This window comes from Exilibacterium tricleocarpae (assembly GCF_007004655.1).
Classification (GTDB): Bacteria; Pseudomonadota; Gammaproteobacteria; order Pseudomonadales; family Cellvibrionaceae; genus Exilibacterium; species Exilibacterium tricleocarpae.
The window spans coordinates 54,613-73,215 of the sequence record NZ_ML660095.1 but is presented as its reverse complement, the minus strand read 5'-3'; the positions used below and the strand labels follow the sequence as shown (position 1 = coordinate 73,215).

The 18,603-nt window shown below is 58.5% G+C and carries 14 protein-coding genes; 4 read left to right on the top strand and 10 right to left on the bottom strand.

Going from position 1 to position 18,603, the window contains the following annotated elements:
• Positions 1–75: 75 nt before the first annotated feature.
• Positions 76–1,872 carry a glycosyltransferase gene (locus FKG94_RS14980; RefSeq protein ID WP_142905129.1) on the top strand — a complete coding sequence of 599 codons (1,797 nt, stop codon included), beginning with the start codon at positions 76–78 and terminating at the stop codon, positions 1,870–1,872.
• Between the two features lie 96 nt (positions 1,873–1,968).
• Here FKG94_RS14980 and FKG94_RS14975 read toward each other — a convergent pair whose 3' ends face one another.
• The 4 genes from FKG94_RS14975 to tfpB form a co-directional block, all read right to left on the bottom strand.
• A complete protein-coding gene (locus FKG94_RS14975) occupies positions 1,969–3,060 on the bottom strand; it encodes a glycosyltransferase family 4 protein (protein ID WP_142905128.1) in 1,092 nt (363 codons plus the stop codon).
• Between the two features lie 180 nt (positions 3,061–3,240).
• Positions 3,241–4,170 carry a branched-chain amino acid transaminase gene (locus FKG94_RS14970; protein ID WP_142905127.1) on the bottom strand — a complete coding sequence of 310 codons (930 nt, stop codon included), beginning with the start codon at positions 4,168–4,170 and terminating at the stop codon, positions 3,241–3,243.
• A gap of 238 nt (positions 4,171–4,408) precedes the next feature.
• Positions 4,409–7,336 carry a bifunctional [glutamate--ammonia ligase]-adenylyl-L-tyrosine phosphorylase/[glutamate--ammonia-ligase] adenylyltransferase gene (gene glnE, locus FKG94_RS14965; RefSeq protein ID WP_142905126.1) on the bottom strand — a complete coding sequence of 976 codons (2,928 nt, stop codon included), beginning with the start codon at positions 7,334–7,336 and terminating at the stop codon, positions 4,409–4,411.
• A 218-nt stretch (positions 7,337–7,554) separates the two neighbouring features.
• On the bottom strand, positions 7,555–9,330 hold the full coding sequence (tfpB, locus tag FKG94_RS14960) for a type IV pilus assembly ATPase TfpB (RefSeq protein ID WP_142905125.1): 1,776 nt from the start codon (positions 9,328–9,330) through the stop codon (positions 7,555–7,557).
• A gap of 262 nt (positions 9,331–9,592) precedes the next feature.
• Here tfpB and argE point away from each other — a divergent pair, with 262 nt between their 5' ends.
• The 3 genes from argE to FKG94_RS14945 all read left to right on the top strand — a co-directional run bounded on the left by argE (position 9,593) and on the right by FKG94_RS14945 (position 12,644).
• Positions 9,593–10,732: an acetylornithine deacetylase gene (gene argE / locus FKG94_RS14955; protein ID WP_142905124.1), complete on the top strand. Its 1,140-nt coding sequence runs from the start codon at positions 9,593–9,595 to the stop codon at positions 10,730–10,732.
• A gap of 43 nt (positions 10,733–10,775) precedes the next feature.
• A complete protein-coding gene (gene argA, locus FKG94_RS14950) occupies positions 10,776–12,134 on the top strand; it encodes an amino-acid N-acetyltransferase (protein ID WP_142905123.1) in 1,359 nt (452 codons plus the stop codon).
• A 90-nt stretch (positions 12,135–12,224) separates the two neighbouring features.
• On the top strand, positions 12,225–12,644 hold the full coding sequence (locus FKG94_RS14945) for a GNAT family N-acetyltransferase (protein WP_142905122.1): 420 nt from the start codon (positions 12,225–12,227) through the stop codon (positions 12,642–12,644).
• Between the two features lie 500 nt (positions 12,645–13,144).
• Here the strand turns inward: FKG94_RS14945 and FKG94_RS14940 are convergent, their stop codons facing one another.
• The 6 genes from FKG94_RS14940 to FKG94_RS14915 form a co-directional block, all read right to left on the bottom strand.
• Entirely contained in the window at positions 13,145–14,536 is a 1,392-nt protein-coding gene (locus FKG94_RS14940) for a tetratricopeptide repeat protein (RefSeq protein ID WP_142905121.1), read from the bottom strand.
• A gap of 21 nt (positions 14,537–14,557) precedes the next feature.
• Positions 14,558–15,181 (bottom strand): energy transducer TonB, encoded by a 624-nt coding sequence (locus FKG94_RS14935; RefSeq protein ID WP_142905120.1) that lies wholly within the window; start codon positions 15,179–15,181, stop codon positions 14,558–14,560.
• Between the two features lie 6 nt (positions 15,182–15,187).
• On the bottom strand, positions 15,188–15,592 hold the full coding sequence (locus FKG94_RS14930) for an ExbD/TolR family protein (RefSeq protein ID WP_142905119.1): 405 nt from the start codon (positions 15,590–15,592) through the stop codon (positions 15,188–15,190).
• 123 nt (positions 15,593–15,715) lie between these two features.
• Positions 15,716–16,243 (bottom strand): MotA/TolQ/ExbB proton channel family protein, encoded by a 528-nt coding sequence (locus FKG94_RS14925; RefSeq protein WP_142905118.1) that lies wholly within the window; start codon positions 16,241–16,243, stop codon positions 15,716–15,718.
• Positions 16,244–16,254: 11 nt separating this feature from the next.
• Positions 16,255–17,652, bottom strand: coding sequence for a MotA/TolQ/ExbB proton channel family protein (locus FKG94_RS14920; RefSeq protein WP_425460048.1), 1,398 nt, complete (start codon positions 17,650–17,652; stop codon positions 16,255–16,257).
• Positions 17,649–18,434: a DUF3450 domain-containing protein gene (locus tag FKG94_RS14915; RefSeq protein ID WP_142905117.1), complete on the bottom strand. Its 786-nt coding sequence runs from the start codon at positions 18,432–18,434 to the stop codon at positions 17,649–17,651. Before FKG94_RS14915 ends, FKG94_RS14920 begins: the two co-directional genes overlap by 4 nt.
• Positions 18,435–18,603 lie beyond the last annotated feature (169 nt).

The window sequence follows — 18,603 nt, the reverse complement described above, 5'->3', positions numbered from 1 at the left end:
CTGTACCGGGGTCTTGTAAAAATCAGCATCCTATACTCGCCCGGGCCCATATAGCCCTATGAAGAGAAACTGACTATGAACGACTCCACCGCAGAGCCGATACCGGGGCATTCGCCACTGCGGGTTTTGGCCTCCCCGGCGCGCAAGAACAAGGCAAACAACCCCTATAACTCGCTGCTCTACGACGCCATGCCGGCAGAGGTGCAAACGTTCGAGTTCGCCACCACCCCATTCGACTTACAGCAGTGGGATATTTTCCATATTCACTGGCCGGATTTACTGCTGCGCCACGATAAAATCACTCGCGTTCATATCAGGGCCTGGAAGCTACTGCGCAAAATTCGCAGCATTCAGAAGCGCGGCGGCAAGGTCGTGTGGACCGCCCACAATATGGAACCCCACAAAATGCCGCTGCGGCACCTGGCATTGAGTCTTTGGAGGAAAATCCTGCGTTCCCTGGACGGGGTGATTTATCTCAACCGCCAGGGTCGGGAGCAACTTGAAGCACTCTACCCGTTTCTCGCGCAAAAGCCGTCTGCAATTATTCCCCACGGCCACTATATAGACGCCTATCCGCCTTGTGATACGGACCCCTACCAACACCTGGGCATTCAACCGGACAAGCCAAATCTGTTGTTTTTCGGCAAAATTCGCCTGCATAAAGGGCTCTCGGCTTTGCTCGACGCTTTTAACGAACTCGAGCCCGGGCGCGCCAACCTGATTGTCGCCGGTCAACCGGGCAAGGAAGAGCGACTCTGCACTGAGGATAATCCGTCGTTCAAAAGAGACAATATCAAAAGCCTGTTCCGGCATATCGAAGACGGGGAGGTCTCCGGCCTGTTCCAGGTTGCCGATGCCGTGATACTGCCCTACCTGAGCATCCTGAATTCCGGTACCGCCATTCTCGCCTTGTCGATGCGGCGACCGGTGGTGGCGCCACGTATCGGCAGCCTGCCGACACTGCAGCAAACCTACGGGGAAAACTGGATATATTTATACGACCCGCCGCTGGATCGAAACGTCATCGAAAGTGTCTTGACCTGGTTGCAGTCCAGAGAGGATACCGCACTCGACTTGAGCCCATTGGACTGGGAACCCATAGCGCAGCAAACTGCCGCTTTTTACCGACAACTCCTGGATACGAGCGCTGACAATACCGGTAAAACACCGCCAGCCCAAGCAGCCGTTGCAACAGGCGACAACTCCACTATGAAAAAAAATATAAAAAAAATACTGCAGAATTGTCTTCCCGGCATTACCGCCCACTACCGCGCCTACCAGTCGCTATTGCTGCGCCGGCAGTCCTACCTGCGCCTGGTGGGCTGGCTGGACAGCATCAGAAAGGGCTACCCCTGTGATACCGACGGTTCACCCCTGCCCTGGATGAACTACGCTATCATCGAGGTGTTCAAAGACAGAATCAACAAGCAGCAGACCGTATTCGAGTACGGCAGCGGCTACTCGACGCTGTTCTTCGCCGAGCGGGCCAAATCGATTGTCGCCGTCGAATACGATCAGTATTGGTTCGAGCATCTCAATAGGAAAATCCCCGACAATGCCGAACTGATTTACCAGCCTAACGACGTCGATGGCGACTATTGCCGCACCATCCTGAGAAAACCGGACAAATACGATATCGTTATCGTCGACGGCCGCGACCGGGTCAACTGTGTTAAACAGGCGGTGCAGAAGCTGTCAGACCGCGGCGTCATACTGCTTGACGATTCTCACCGGCACGAATATGCAGAAGGTTTACGCTATGCCAAAAGCCAGGGCTTTAAGACCCTGGACTTTACCGGCTTGAAACCACTTTGGCACAAACCAGGCCGCACGACGCTTATCTACCGCAGCGACAACTGTTTCGATATATAAGGCCGGCGAATATATATGAAAGACGGGACTTGCTGTAAAATCCGGCGACGTTAGGCAACCGGGCAACTCTTTATAAAGTCTCATAAAGTCCGACGACTATAGCAGCTCTTCGTAAGTGGCGATGGTTTTCGCCACCTGTGTCGACAACAAGTAGTGCTGTTTCAACGCTATGGCAGGCGCTTGCGACAGCACATCCATAGTCACCGTCGCGAGAGTGGCCGGGTCGGCCAGGCCGGGGGGGAAGCAATCGCGCAATACCTCCGCCGGGCCGCCCCTGTCATAGGCGATAACGGGCGTGCCTATGCTCAACGCCTCGGTGACTGTGCGCCCGAACGGCTCCGGACGGTTCGACAGGTTATAGACGATATCAGCAATGGCATAGAGTTCTTTCATATCATTGCGGTGCCCGAGAAAAGAGACGCTGTCCTGCAGCCCCCCGGCCTGTACGGCGGTACGCAGCTCCCGTTCGTACTGCTGTTTGGCGCCGTCGGAACTGCCGACCACAAGCCCGTGAATATCCACGATCCCGCGGCGGCGCAATTCAGCCATCAACGCGATAAAGTCCAACTGGCCTTTCCAGCGTGACAGGCGGCCGGGCATCAGCAACAGGCGCTTGTTCACCAGCCCCGGGTTAGCCTGAAAAAATGCCTCGCGCCATTGCGGCGACGGCATAAATCCATGGCAAAACTCCGCTGCATCGACGCCGCGGTGAATCAGGCGAATAGTCTCCGGATCGGCGCCAGGATAGTTTTCAATAATGTAATCGCGCACAGCCGCCGATATGGCGATAATCCGCTCGCCCCGTGCCATCACCGCACTGTAGGCATTGACCGAATACATCCCGTGAAAGGTGCTGACCAGGTGCGGCCGTGCCTGCGCCGGCATGTTGCGCCAGGCCAACCACGCCAGCCACGCCGGCACGCGGGACCGGACATGTACGATATCGGGTTTTCTCTCGACCAACAGCCGCCGCAACGGGCGCACCCACTGCAAACTGAGCAGGGACTTTCTGTGTACCGGCAATTGAATATGCTCAGAGCCCTCAGCCTCGAGCCGGGCCACCTGGCGACCGCCTGCGGAAACCACCGTCGACGCGTGGCCCCTGCGCACCAGTTCACGACCAAATTCCACGGTGCCGCGCTCGACACCGCCGGAGTTCAACTCAGGTAGGATCTGAAAAACATTCATAAGTAACTGGCGATCATTTCCTTATACAGGCCCTTAATGGTACTCACTTTAGAGCCCACTGTTGGTGGTACTTAAGCGAGTGCCATTACATACAGGCCCTTGCACCCGGCAATATGGTATACCAGCGGGCTGGTTGCGAAAAATGCCTAAGCTGGAAGCGCCGGTTGCGGGACAGGCCACTCAGGGAGACACTGAACTGAGCCAGCCGGTATGGGCCTCGCTGCGCCCCTTGACGGCATCGAAGTAAAGCGACTGCAGTTTGTGGGTTATTTCGCCGCGGCGACCGGCGCCGATAACCCGGCCGTCGAGTTCCCGGATCGGCAGCACTTCGGCGGCAGTACCGGTAAAAAAGGCTTCGTCGGCGACATACACTTCATCCCGGGTAATACGTCTCTCCCGCACCTCGTAGCCGCATTCGCTGGCCAGTTGAAATAGGGTATTACGGGTGATGCCGTCCAGGCAGGAGGTCAGCTCCGGTGTATAAAGTACGCCGTCGCGGGCGATAAAAATGTTTTCCCCGCTGCCCTCAGCCACATACCCTTCGTTATCCAACAGCAGTGCCTCCTCACAACCGCTGTCAAGCGCTTCGCGCAGTGCCAGCATAGAGTTGATGTAGTGGCCGTTGGCCTTGGCTTTACACATGGAAATATTGACGTGATGCCGGGTGTAGCTGGAAGTGCGCACCTTGATCCCCAATTCCTTGGCCTCCGGCGTCATATAAGACGGCCAGTCCCAGGCGGCGACCATCACGTGAGTCTGCAAACTGTCGGCCCGCAAACCCATGCCCTCGGAGCCGTAAAACGCCATCGGCCGCAGATACGCCTCCTGCAGCTTATTCTCGCGCACCACCAGACGCTGGGCGGTATTCAACTGCGCCTTTGTAAACGGCATGGCTATACGCATGATATGGGCCGAGCGAAACAGCCGGTCGGTGTGCTCTTGCAAACGAAAAATGCAGGTTTCGCCGCTGTCCGCGTGATAGGCGCGCACGCCTTCAAAGACACCCATGCCGTAGTGCAGCGTGTGGGTCAACACATGCACCCTGGCCTCCCGCCAGGGCACCAGTTCGCCATCCAGCCAGATAACGCCGTCGCGATCCGCAAAGGACATAATATCTCCCAAAAGAAACAGTTACCCGAAAATCGGCCAATTGTCAGTGAGCCACGAGGAAATGCTGCGGTTGCGAATCTGCTTTTCTGCCAGTACAAAGACCTGATAAGGGCTCTTTAATAAAACCGCTAAGGGCTTTTTATACAACCGCTAAGGGCTCTCTATACAACCGCTAAGGGCTATTTATATAACCGCTAAGGGCTATCTATACAACCGCTAAGGGCTATTTATATAACCGCTAAGGGCTCTCCAACAGCCGCTGCCAGACACGTTCAACAGTCTCGCGTTCGGCGTTAAATTGGCTGCCACTGAGTACACTGGCCTGCCCCTGTAGGGCCAGGCGGTGTCCCATAGATCGGTAGGCTTTGTAGGCGTCGATCAACTGGGTGACCTCTTGCGTCCCCAGCAACCCGGCCTCTTCGAGGCAACCCAGGATGCGGATATTGTCGGTATACCGCACCAGCGCCGCGTCCCGATAGGCCCAGGCTAAAACCGCGTATTGAACCACAAATTCAATATCGACGATACCTCCGCGGTCGTGCTTGATATTGAAGTCCTGTGCCTGCGCCGCGCCGCGGGTCGCCAGATGTTCACGCATCCGATCGCGCATCTGCACGACCTCCCGGCGCAGTTCGGCGTCCTCGCGCCGCCGGCACAGCACCGCGGCGCGCACCGCTTCGAACTCCCCGGCCAGGCGGCGACTGCCCGCCACCACCCGCGCCCTTACCAGGGCCTGGTGCTCCCAGGTCCAGGCGTCGGCACCCTGATATTTTTCAAAGCCGGCGAGCGAGCTCACCAACAACCCGGAGTTACCGGAGGGACGCAGGCGCACATCGACTTCGTAGAGAGTTCCACCCAACGTCTGCGCCGTCAGTATGTGAATGATCTTTTGTCCCAGACGGGTATAAAAAGTCTGATTGTCCAGCTGCCGCTCGCCATCGGTAAAGCGTCCCGCCTCGGCACTGTGCAGAAAGACCAAGTCCAGATCGGAACCGTGCCCGAGTTCAATGCCACCGAGCTTGCCGTAGCCGACGATCACGAAGTTCATATCATCGTCCTGCGCGCCGCCGGGTCGCCCGTGGCGGTCGACCATCTGGCGCCAGGCCACCGCCAGCACATGCTCCAGAATAACTTCGGCGATATAAGTGAGGTAGTCGCTGACTTTCATCAACGGCAGTACGTCCGTCACTTCACTGGCCGCCACCCGCAATGCGTGGGCCGCCTTGAAATAGCGCAGCGCCTCCATGTGGCCTTCAAGGTCTTCCCAACTCAGGCGCAGCACCTCGCGGCGCAGCTCGTCGCGCAGGCTCTCCTTATCCGGCGGCGAGTAGAGCGTACGGGGATCGAGCAATTCGTCCAACAGCGCCGGCGACTTCACCAACTGACCGGCAATCCAGGGGCTGGCAGCGCACAGGCTGATCAGTCGCTTGAGCGCTCCGGGATTTTCCATCAGCAACACCAGATAAGCGCTGCGCCGGGCCACCGCCTCCACCAACGGCAGTACCCGCGCCAGGGTTTCGGCCGTTTCGTCCTGCTCCGCGAGCGCGCCCAGCAAACGCGGCACAAACTCATCGAGGCGCTCGCGGCCGGCGGCCTGCATGGTGACGATATGACGGCTTTCACGCAGTTGTTCAAGCAACTCGAATACCCGTCCCGCATCGCTGTCACGATAGTGGCCGCCAAGCAGCGCCAGCGCCTGGTCGCGGTCGAGCTGCGCCTGCCACAACGGTATCCAGTCCCGGTCGCGCTCGCTCTCGACGTCGTCGTGCGGATCGGCAATCACCGCTTGAAACTCCGCGTTCACCAAGGTTCTGTGACTGTCGAGTGCGGCCGTGAACGCAGCCCAGTCGCCGTAACCCAGGCTCCAGGCCAGCCGCCGGCGGTCCAGTTCACCGGTGGGCAGCATCTGGGTCTGGCGATCCTGGTAGGCCTGCACGGCGTGCTCGGTATTGCGCAGAAAGCGATAGGCGCTGTCGAGTCCGGCGGCGGCACCGGCGGGCAGGCAGCCCTGCGCCTCCAACACCGGCAGCAACACCAGCAGCCGGCGCTCCTGCAGGCGCCGGTCTCTGCCGCCGCGTATCAACTGAAACGCCTGCACGATAAACTCGATTTCACGAATACCGCCGGGTCCGAGCTTGACGTCCTCACCCATGCCTTTGCGCTGCACCTCGCGGTTGATCAAAGCCTTCATCGAGCGCAGTGCCTCAACCGCCGAGTAGTCGATATACTTGCGGTAGGTAAAAGGTCGCAGCAATGCCAGCAGTTGTCGGGCAACCGCGGTGCCGTCGGCCACCCCTGCCACGGCGGCCACCCGCGCCTTGATCATGGCATACCTTTCCCACTCCCGCCCCTGGGTCTGGTAGTAATCCTCGAGCGCGTCGAAGTTAAACACCAGCGCGCCGCTTTGACCGTAGGGACGCAGCCGCATATCGACGCGAAACACAAAACCATCGGCGGTATTCGCCTCCAGGCTTTTGATCAGTTTTTTGCCGAGTCGGGAGAAGAATTCCTGGTTGGTGAGATTTTTGCGTGCGCCGTTGGTCGCCCCGGTCTCCGGGTAGGCAAAGATCAAATCCACATCGGAGGACAGATTCAGTTCACCGGCTCCCAGTTTACCCATCGCCAGCACCAGCATGGGCTGGACCGCACCGGATTCGCCGCCGGTCGGCACCCCCCATTTCTGCGCCAACTCGCGGTAGTGAAACGCCATCGCCTGCCCGATGCAGGCATCGGCGAGCGCAGACAGTGCCCCGGTGGTTTCCTCGAGCGTTGCCAGGCGGTTCAGATCGCGCCAGATAACGTGCACCATGGTGCGCTGGCGGTAACGCCGCAATCCCTGGTCCAGCGCCTGCTCACCGCTGCACTCACCCAATTGCCGGGCCAGCTCTGGCGCCAGCGTAGAGGCCTCGAGCGGGCGGTCGGGATCACCGCGCTGCAACATCTCGAGCAACATATCCGGGTTGGTAATACAGGCCTGCGCCGCAAAGTCGCTACCCACCCAGACCCGCAACAGCTGTTGGCGCAGGTGCGGCCGGGTCGACAGGCAGTTTTGTGCCTGCGCCACACCGGCGGCGCCGGCGCGCTCGGCAAACTGCGCCTGGTAACGCCGCAGTTCGGGGTGAAATGCGGAGGGCACATCATCGAGCAAATCTTTATCGAACAACATGATAGGTCTGCGGCTCTTTTTTGGCTCGGATCGGGACGACAAGCCGACAGCTTACCGCAGACAATCCACGTTCAAAAGCAGCGCTGTTAAAGGCGGCATTGATCAACGCGTCGCAGTGAAAGGCGAAGTCGTTAAAGGTGGCATAGTTAAAGATGCCGCAGTTAAAAGGGGCATGGCCAACAGTGAGGGCCGCCGGTGCTTAACGCCGGACACTCCACTCAACTGAAGCGGTCCGCCGGCGGCGCCACCCGCATCACCTCTTCGATAGTGGTGCCGCCGCCGGCCACCTTCTGGGCGCCGGATAATCTCAAGGTCCGCATACCCTCGCGCATCGCCTGCTTGCGCAGGGTGCCGATATCGCAGCTATCGGTCACCAGTTCCTTGACCGTATCCGACAACGGCAGTATTTCATAAATACCCTGACGCCCCCGGTAGCCGGTATTGCGGCACTCAAGGCACCCGACCGGGCGGTGGAAACACTTCGGCGCCGCCACTTTCCAGGGTTTGACCAATTGTTGCCAGGCGCCGGCATCCACCGGCGTCTGCTCTTTGCAATGGGGGCAAAGGGTGCGCACCAGGCGCTGCGCCATAATTCCCAGCACCGTCGCCTTGATCAGATAGCTGGGAACGCCCAGGTCCAGCAGGCGCGTCATCGCCGTCGGCGCGTCGTTGGTGTGCAGCGTGGAGAGCACCAGGTGGCCGGTCAGCGCCGCCTGCACCGCCATTTGCGCGGTTTCCAGATCGCGGATTTCGCCGACCATGATGATATCCGGGTCCTGGCGCATCAAGGTGCGCACACCGGCGGCAAAATCGAGTCCGATCTGGTGGTGGACCTGGGTCTGGTTGAAACTCTCCTCCACCATTTCAATCGGATCTTCAATGGTACTGACATTGACGTCGTCGGTGGCCAGGCTTTTCAGCGAGGAATACAGGGTCGTGGTTTTCCCGGAACCGGTGGGGCCGGTCACCAGCACGATGCCGTTGGGGCGCCCGACCATGGTCTGCCAGCGCTGGTAGTCGTCGCCGGTGAGGCCGAGTTCCGAGAAGGAGCGCAGCAGCACCTCGGGATCGAAAATACGCATCACCAGTTTTTCCCCGAACGCCGTCGGCATGGTCGACAGTCGCAGCTCCACTTCGCCGCCGTCGGGCCGCTTGGTCTTGATGCGCCCGTCCTGGGGTTTGCGCTTTTCCGCAACGTTCATACGCCCGAGAATCTTAATGCGACTGGTCACCGCCGTAGTCACCGCAATCGGCAACTCGTAGACCTGGTGCAGCACACCGTCGATGCGAAACCGCATCTTGCCCACTTCCCGGCGCGGCTCGATATGGATATCGCTGGCGCGCTGGTCAAACGCATACTGCAGCAACCAGTCGACAATACTGACGATGTGCTGGTCATTGGCCTCGGGGTCTTTAAGCGCGCCCAGCTCCAGCAGGCTCTCCAGATTGGTCACCGCAGAGGGACCGCTGACCCCCGAGGCACCGGACACCGAGCGTGAGAGCGTATAGAACTCCACCGTAAAGCGCTCTATATCGCTGGCATTGGCCATGACTCGCCGCACCTGTCGCCGCGCCGTGTGTTCCAACTGCGGCTCCCAACCGCTGACAAACGGCTGGGTACAGGCCACCACCACCTCCTCGGCGGTCACCTCCACACAGAGGATACCGTGTCGTTTGGCGAAGGCATAAGACATCACCTCGGTGACTGCCGGCACATTTATTTTCAGCGGGTCGATATGGTATACCTGCTGGCCGGCCTTTTGCGCCAGCCACTCGATCAGTGCATCGCCGTCCAGACTCCTGCCGGGTCGCGCCGGGTCGTCCAGGGCCTGGCTGGCGATATAGACCAGCGGGTGCATAGCGGCCTGCTCGCGGGTGCGGCTGGCCCCCAGCAGCATATTGGCCGCCTCCTGGTCCAGGCGCCGATCCGCCACCAGGTCGTTGATCAAACTGCGCAGATCGAGCGCTCTGTCCATCACTGCTGCCCCAGCCATAATTCCCCCGCGATAAAGAACTTCACGGATTGTAGACCGATTGCAGGCCCCGCGACACAACCGGGGTCTCACTCAGGTCGATATATCCGGGCGCCGCCCGCATAAAATGCCGGGCAGCTAACACTTTGCGGATAGCCGTGCCCGGCAGCGGCGGCATATTGCCATGAATGGCAACGGCTCACCGCCATCACGGCCAGGTAGCCGGGCCCCATAGGTTTTGTTACATTGACGACACTGACACGCTGTAAGGCAAGTAGCACCCATGCCAATACCCTCGTTGACCGATCAACTGATTCAGCTAGTAGCCACCCCCTCGGTGAGCAGCCATCTACCCGATTGGGACATGGGCAATCGCAATGTTATCGAGCTGCTGGCGGCCTGGCTGGAGAGCATCGATTTCGACATCGAAATCATGCCCGTCCCCGACCGGCCCAACAAAGCCAATTTGATTGCCACCCGGGGCCGGGGTCCCGGCGGGCTGGTGCTGGCGGGCCATACCGATACCGTTCCCTATGACGCCAATCGCTGGCAACAGGACCCTTTTACCCTGCTCGATCGGGACCAGCGGTTTTACGGCCTCGGCGCCACCGATATGAAGGGCTTCTTTCCCATTGCCATCGAAGCGGCGCGCCGTTTCATCGACACGCCCCTGCAACAGCCACTCATTATTCTCGCCACTGCCGACGAGGAGAGTTCCATGAGCGGCGCCCGGGAGCTGGCGGCCCAGGGTCGCCCGCAGGCGCGCTACGCCGTGGTGGGCGAGCCCACCGGCCTGAAACCGATTCGCATGCACAAGGGTATTATGATGGAGGCAGTCAGGGTGCGCGGGCAGGCGGGGCACTCCTCGAACCCCCACCTCGGCGACAATGCCCTGGAGACCATGCATGTCGTTCTGGGCGAGCTGCTCGCCTTTCGCCGCGAGTTGCAGGACAAGTACCGCAACCCGGGTTTTGAGATAGAAGTGCCCACCTTGAACCTCGGTTGTATTCACGGCGGTGACAACCCGAATCGCATCTGCGGGCACTGCGAGCTGCAGTTTGATCTGCGGCCGTTGCCGGGCATGCATCGCGATGAACTGCGGGCGCAGATCGAGGCCCGCCTGCGGCCGCTCGGCAGCGAGGGCGCGATAGAATTGGTGAGCTTGTTTGGCGGTGTTGCCGCCTATGAACAGGCGCCGGACTCGCGTCTGGTGCAGGCAGCGGAGCGTCTCACCGGCCACACCGCCGCCAGCGTGGCCTTTGCCACCGAAGCGCCTTTTTTGCAGCAGTTGGGTATGGAAACCATAGTGATGGGGCCGGGCTCGATCGACCAGGCGCACCAACCCGATGAATTTATGGAGCAAAAACAAATTGATCCGGCAGTGTCCTTATTGACGGGACTGATCCGGGAGTTTTGCCTTTAACCTGACCGGCCACAAGGTATCGATACGACCCAAAGCGAAAGTCATGGACCATCAACCCCCCCCCGCCAAGCCAGACGAGCAAACCGATGCAAACCAGGCCTATGTCGACTGGTTTCGCCAGTCGTCTCCCTATATCAATACTCACCGCGGTAAGACGTTTGTCTTGATGCTGCCGGGAGCCGCGCTGGAGCATCGCAATTTCGACAATATTGTGCACGACATCACCCTGCTCACCAGTCTCGGCGTACGGCTGGTGTTGGTGCACGGAACACGCCCGCAGATTGACGCACGCCTGCGGGCAGCCGGCACCGAATCGAGCTTCCACAACAACCTGCGCATTACCGACCAGCGCAGCATGACCCATGTCGCCGAAGCTGCGGGCGCCACCCGCACCGCTATTGAAGCAGCCCTGTCGACAGGGCTGCCGAATTCCCCGATGCACGGTGCCTATATCCGTGTGGTCAGCGGTAATTTCATCACCGCCAAACCGCTGGGAGTGCGCGACGGCATCGACCTGCAGCACACCGGCCAGGTGCGCCGCATCGACAGCGATGCCGTCCACCGGGCGCTGGCGGGCAATGCTGTAGTCCTGCTGTCGCCATTGGGCTATTCGCCGACCGGTGAGGTATTCAACCTGGCCTGTACCGACGTCGCCACCGAAGTCGCCGTCGCGTTGGGGGCCGATAAGCTTATCGCCTTTAACGCCGGCGGCGGTATTCGCGACCGGCGGCAAAAACTGGTGCGGGAGTTGAATCTGCGCCAATGCGCCGACCTGCTGGCGGCAAACGCCGGCAATGCCGACGCCTACGAGGTGCTGCACGCCTGCCGGCAGGCGTGCAGCCGGGGCGTTACCCGGGCGCAGATTATCAGCTACAGCGAAGACGGCGCGCTGATCAAGGAGCTGTTTACCCGCGACGGTCGCGGCACCATGGTCTATCGCGACAGCTACGAAGTCGTGCGCCGGGCGCGTATCGACGATGTCGGCGGTATCATTGAACTGATCTCACCTTTGGAGGAGCAGGGGATACTGGTGCGCCGCTCCCGCGAACTGCTGGAGACCGAGGTCGATCACTTCACGGTTATGGAAAAGGACGGCATGATTGTCGCCTGCGCCGCGCTCTATCCCTATCCGGAAAAATTCACCGGGGAGCTGGCCTGTGTGGTCACCCACAGCGACTACCGCAACGGCGGCCGTGCCGCCAAGCTGCTCACCCATATCGAACGGCAGGCCCGGCGTTTGAAACTGCGCACGCTGTTTACCCTTACGACCCAAACCGCACACTGGTTTGTCGAACAGGGTTTCGCCGCCGGCGGGGTTGACGATTTGCCTGACAGCAGGCAATCGCTTTATAACTATCAGCGCAACTCTAAAATATTTGTCAGGAGTCTTGTGTCCACCTGATAAATTCCCTAAATTAAAAAACCGCCTTACCGGCAAAACAGCCTTCGGCGGTATTCAATTTTTTATCATCATTCATACAAGGACGTGAGAATGAAGAAACTTCACTTTACCAAACCCGACACCCCCATTAACGAATATTGCATCGCCCTGCGGGACGGCAACAGCCATTTCAACCATCCGGCCTCAAACGAGACCCAGAGACAGAGGATAGCCGCCTACGTCAATGACGACGGCGGCACCATGGTGGCCGGCGTGATCGCCGAAGTCAGGGCCGGGGTGCTTTACATCGAGGACCTTTGGGTAAGCCGGCCGGTACGCCATTGCGGTGTCGGCAGCCGCTTACTCGACTCGTTCGAGGACTATGCCCGTACGCACGGTATAACTGAGTTGCGGCTGCAGACCACCAGCGTTCAGGCAGTGGCGTTTTACCGCAGCCGGGGCTACCGGGCGACCGGTGAGACTGGGGAACCGGAGGGCGTGTATAACCTGAGAAAAAGCCTCAAACACTAGTGTATAGAGTCGTGCCACTCCCTTTTCTAAAGGCACCGCCTCCGGCGGCACGGTGCGGGGACGTAACTTCAGTTGCGTCCCCCTAGAATGGTGCCACTCCCCTTTCTTAACGGCACCACCTCCGGCGGCACGGTGCGGGGACGTAACTTCAGTTGCGTCCCCCTAGAATGGTGCCACTCCCCTTTCTTAACGGCACCACCCCCGGCGGCACGGTGCGGGGACGTAACTTTAGTTGCGTCCCCTTAGAATGGTGCCACTCCCCTACACTAAAACCACCCCCGCAGTATCCTGCAAGTGTCGCTACTGGCACAGGGGAGTGGTCCCCCTCGAAGGGGACGCAACTAAAGTTACGTCCCCGCACCGTGCCACCGGAAGAGGTGCCATTTGAGACAGCGCCGACCCCAGCGGACCCAGCTACAACGCAGAAATACCCACCCTAAAATAAATAGGCCGCAATAATGCGGCCTATGATCTACTTCACGTTACGCCCAGGCTTTGATTCAACTGGCCGCAAGCTGCTTCTCGCGCTTGATTTCACTCTCGATATACTTGGCCCACTGGGTGCAGGTCTTCTTACTGCGCTTATCCTTGGCACACTGGTTAAAATCCTTCAGCGCAGCCTCATAACGACCCAGGTTGGCCCGCGCCATACCCTGCACCACGTAGAGCTGATCCATACGCTTAACGCCGCCTTTCTTGATAGCATCCGCCGCCGCTTCAAGCGCTTCTTTATTCTGGTCGTTATCGAGATAAATACCGGCCAGGCGAGCAAATAAATCACCCTTGTCAGACTTCCTCGCAGCACGGGCCATCACCGGGATGGAATCCTCGACTTCCTGGGCCAGACGCAATGCCTGCGCATAGAATTCCAGATTCTTGGAGGTCGGCTCGACGATCTTGTCTTTGAGACCTTTACCCACTACCTTGGCCGCCTTGTAGGGCACTTCCTCACCCATCAGCAGATAAGCCAGATTGAGCAGCTCCTTCTCCTTGTTCAGGCCACCCATCACATACAGGGCTTCCATGGCATAGAGTTGATCCTTCTCGCGGTTAACGGAGCCGTACATACCCGCCAACTGTCTCCAGTAAGTCATTTTCGGGTAGTGACGCACCATCTTCTCGAGGATATTGATCACTTTTTTATAGTCATTTTTATCGTAGTAGAGCGCACGCTGCAGGGAATACCAGTTTTCCTTGGGTATTTTGTTCCTACCTTCCCAATCGTCGATCGCGATATTGGTATGCTTAAGCGCCGGCCCCATCTGGTTGGACTGATAGTAGGCCTGTGCCAGCAGGATATGGGAGTCGGAACCGACGATAGGCGCCACCTCCATCCAGGCTAACAGTGCCTTGATGGCGTTGGGGTAGTCTTCGAGTACGAAATAGAGCTGGGCGATGGTGTACATGGTGCCCTGTTCCAAACCGATGGGAATCTCAGGGCTCTGCGCCACCACCAACTTGTAATAACGGATAGCTTCCTTATAGTTCTCGAGGGTGTAATAAACGAAGCCGAAGTAGTTGTATAGCTGGGCTTTCTCGTACTTGTTGAATTTATCAGTCCCTTTTTGAATATCTTTCAACTCTTCCAGCGCCTTGGGGAAATTCGGCTTAGCGCCCTCTTCTTCGGGACTGACCAACTCCTGCACCACGGCGAACTTCTTAAAAACACTTTCGCGCAGCGCCGGGGTCTTGCGGGTTTTGTACTTGGGCTTTTGCTTCTCGTCCTGCTGCGCAAACGCTGAGCCGGCGGTGAAACCCTCCTGCCCCAGCTCCTGCATCACCACACTGCCAAGCGCCGGCACCATAGCCAGGGGCAAGGCCAGCAACGAGTGCCTAAGCAGCCGTTTCACGTTTCTTATTATTGAAGCAGACGTCACTGTTGAGGCTGTCATACTCATCGTTTCCACCTCCATCTATTTCGCAATTGCAAACGTGATTTTGTTGCGTACTCCGGGTACTTCAACCGGCTCACCATCAATCACACGGGGTTTGTACTTAAACTTCAGCGCGGCCTTCAGCGCCGAGCTGTTAAAGATAGTCGTCGGATTGCCCCGGGTATCAACCGCTTCGATCACCACCGGATCGCGCACGGCACCACTTTTGGTCACCGTAAATTCGACGATAACATAGCCCTCGATACCCCGGCTCAAGGCCCGATTGGGGTAGCGCGGCTGCACTTTCACAATGGGAAGATACTCGCCGTCCGATGAGAACCCACCTATACCACCCACTTTCAGGTTGGCTGCTATGCGTGGCGCCGACATATTGAGAGCATCGGGGTTGACATCGGGGGTGTCAAACTCGGGCTCCGGCAAATCCGGTGGCGGCTCTTCCGGGTCCTCCGGCTTGTCGGGCTTTTCGGTGTCGTACTGGGTTTCGATCTCGGTTTCCGGCATGGTGATGTCGGCAATCTTGCGCTCTTCGACCTCTTCCGGCTCACCCATGTTCGCCGCAATAAGCGTATGCATCAGAAACAAGAGGCCGAAGGTCGTGGCTAATGCCAGGGCTCCCGCCGTTATCAATCGTGCAACATTCATAGCGCTCTACTTCTTCTCAGTGGCTACAGAGACGTCAAACACGCCGGCCTCGCGGGCCGCTTCGGCCACCGCGGTCAGGAGTTTGATACTCGCCTTGTCATCGGCCTGGATCACCACCGCACCCTTGGGGTTTTCCGCATGCAGCCGCTCGATATTGACACGCACCATGCGCTGGTCAACCTGGCGCTTGTCGATCCAAACCTGATCATTTTCGGTGACGGCAACCAGAATATTGGCGTTTTTCTTGAGTTCTGCCGTCGTCGCCTCCGGGCGATTTACCTCGATCCCGGTCTCTTTAATGAAAGAAGCAGTGACGATAAAGAAGATCAACATGATAAATACCACGTCGAGCATGGGGGTCAGGTCAATGGCGCCCGCTTCTTCTTCCGCCTTTTGATTTTTCCTGCTCATAGTAACTCTCTTGTCACGGGAGCAGCTCCGACGGCAGAAACTCCCGCCGTCAAAGCTTCCCCTTACTTTAACCAGACTGTTTTGCCGGCAGTTGGTTCCGGCAGGGTCCGGTATGCGTCAGCCTTAGTGGTCCATCGTCAAATGGTCTGCCAACAACTGGTTTTCGCGCTCGGCGACCCGGGTCACCAGGGTGTTGCCAAACACGCCGGACAGCGCCGCAACCATGCCCGCCATCGTCGGGATCGTTGCCTTGGATACCCCGCTGGCCATGGATTTGGCGTCGCCGCCGCCGGTGACCGCAAGAATGTTAAACACCTCAATCATACCCCAAACGGTTCCCAGCAGACCAAATAAAGGCGCCAGAGATACCATAGTGGCGATCAAATCGAGATTGTTGTTCACTTTCTCGGATACGCGGGAAATCAGCGCCTCGCGGATCTGGTGAGCATTCCAGGATTTGCGCTCGGGGCGCGCCTCCCAGGTGTCCAGCGCCGCCTGCACATCTCTGTGCAGGGGGCCCCTGAAGTACCAGATACGCTCGAAAATCAGCGTCCACATAACGAAGGTCAGGATAGCGATGAGGATCAGTACCTCACCACCCTGATTCACAAAGGCCTTAATGGCCGCTAGTGCTTCCATTAATGCCAACATGTTACGTCTCCCTACTTGCGCTCAGCATGTTCAGCGATAATGCCGGCGCTCTGCTCATCCAGGATATGGATGATACGCTTGGCGCGTCCACTCACCAGGGTATGCATCAGGACGGTCGGAATGGCCACAATCAGGCCCAGCACTGTAGTCACCAGGGCGCTGGAGATACCGGCCGCCATGGTCTTCGGATCACCGGCACCGAACACAGTGATGGCCTGGAAGGTGATGATCATACCGGTCACCGTACCCAGCAGCCCTAACAGCGGCGCCACCGCGGCGATGATCTTGAGCAAATTGAGACCGGATTCGATGGCGGGACGCTCTTTGAGTACCGCCTCCTCCAGCTTCAGCTCCAGGGTTTCACCGTCGAGACCCGGGTTGTCCTCTGCCACTTTCAGCACTCGCCCAAGCGGGTTGTTGGTGTTGGCCCGCTCAGACTTCAACTGCGCGTTGACTTTGCTGCTCATGCTCGACAGTGCCAGGAAGCGCGCCACTGCCAGCAACACCGCAAACACCCCCACACAGGAGATGATATAACCGACCAGCTTGCCGTCATGCCAGCGCTCGATCAGGGAGGGGCTGTTGATCAGAGCCGACAACAGTGAACCGCCGCTGGGGCCGGTGGGGTCAATACCGACACGGGTAAAACCGTCGCTGGAGGACTGCAATTCCGTCGCAGCGCTCAGGAATGCGCCGGCGGGCTGGCGGGTCAGCTCTTCAAGTTTCTCGCCCTTGGGGTTGAAAGCCAGGTACTGGCCGTCAGACACCAGGTTGAAGGTACCGATACGCACCACTTCCTGTTCTACCTGTTCACCGTTGGGTTTGATAACGGTATCCATGAACTTGACCACCTTGCCGCCCTCAATGGTCTCGCGCTGCAACTCGAACCACAGGCGCTCGATTTCCTCAATAGTGGGCAATTGGGTGGCGCTGTTCATCTTCTCGATCAGATCGTCGAGAAACTCTGCCCGGCCGGGCATTTGGGCGCTGATAATCGAGGTCTGCAGATTACTGCGCAGGTCGCCGGCGGTGGAGGTCAGGTGACCAAACAGCTCCTTCAGGGACCCGAGGCGCTCCTGCAGTTGCTGGCGCTTGGCGGAAACCTGTATCTCCTGCTCTTCGTAAGTCTTCTCGAGGCGGGTGGAGCGCGCCTCTTCATTGGCCTTGGTGCGCTGTGCCTGGTTCAGCAGGTTGCGTTGATTGGCCTTTTGACGGCGGAATTCCGCCTCGCGCTGGCGGTGCTCCTTGGTTTCGGCAATCTGGCTGTTTTGTACTTTTCTCAGCAACTCATCGAGCGACGACGCCTGCTCCTGGGCCAGGGCGCTACCGGCCAGCAGCAGCCCAGCTACCGTTAAGGCCAGCGCCTGCTGCAAACAATGCTTCAAACTTTGAAAACTGATCGTGTTCATTGCGCTGCCTCCGGAGCCAAAATCGGTAACCTCATGATATCGGGGGTGGCCTGTTTCTTGGCCATGCGGAGACCGACGAGAATGGCGCTGCGGAATTGTCCGGGGGCCAACTCAACCCAGGCGCGCTGGCGCTGGTCCCAGGCACCGGACAACTCGGTGTCGGTAGTCTGATACATCAGAGCGATGCGGCCGACGCGCAGCACATTCACTTCACGCTCCTGGCCACCCACATCAAGGGTATCCTTGTAGGTGTCTATCTTGCGGCCGTACTCGGCCTCGATCTTATAAGCCTCCAATACCTGGCGGAATTTCTCGGCAACCGAGATATCGGCGCGCTCCTGATTGGCACGCAGCATCTCCAGGCGATCATTGCGCTCATCCATGTGGAAGGGCATATCCAGTGCCACAAACTGCTCCAGGGCATCCAGCATACGCAAGATCAGCGGCTGGATTTGCCGCTCGATCACGGTGACGTTTTCGATGGAGGTTTCGAGCTCGTTGATAACCTCCAACTGGTTGGCGATCTGCCGCTCCAGCTGGGAGTTGTAGACTCTCAGTCCGTCGATCTGCTTATTGACGGTCTTAAAGTCCTGCAGCAGGTCCGCGGTTTCATCCGCGAGCTTGTCGATACGCTGCTGGGACTTGAGTGCGGCAGACGTCTTTGCCTGGCCGACTTTCAGGATCGAGTCCAAAGTTTTATCCGCATGGGCAGCACTTCCAATAAGCGCGCCGGCAGAAAGCACAGTAGCCATAGCCACGGCTTTGAATCGCTGGTTCTTCATATCTCCCCCAACTCGGGTGCTTGCTTGCAATCAACTACCATAATCAAAAAAAACCGATAGGCTTCAAAGAAACCGGGATTTCAGAGAATATAGTTTGCGACGAAAAATAGCCGCCAAGAAATTTATTAGATCAGTCCAGATGCTCGGCAGGGCTAGGTGCGGGCCATTG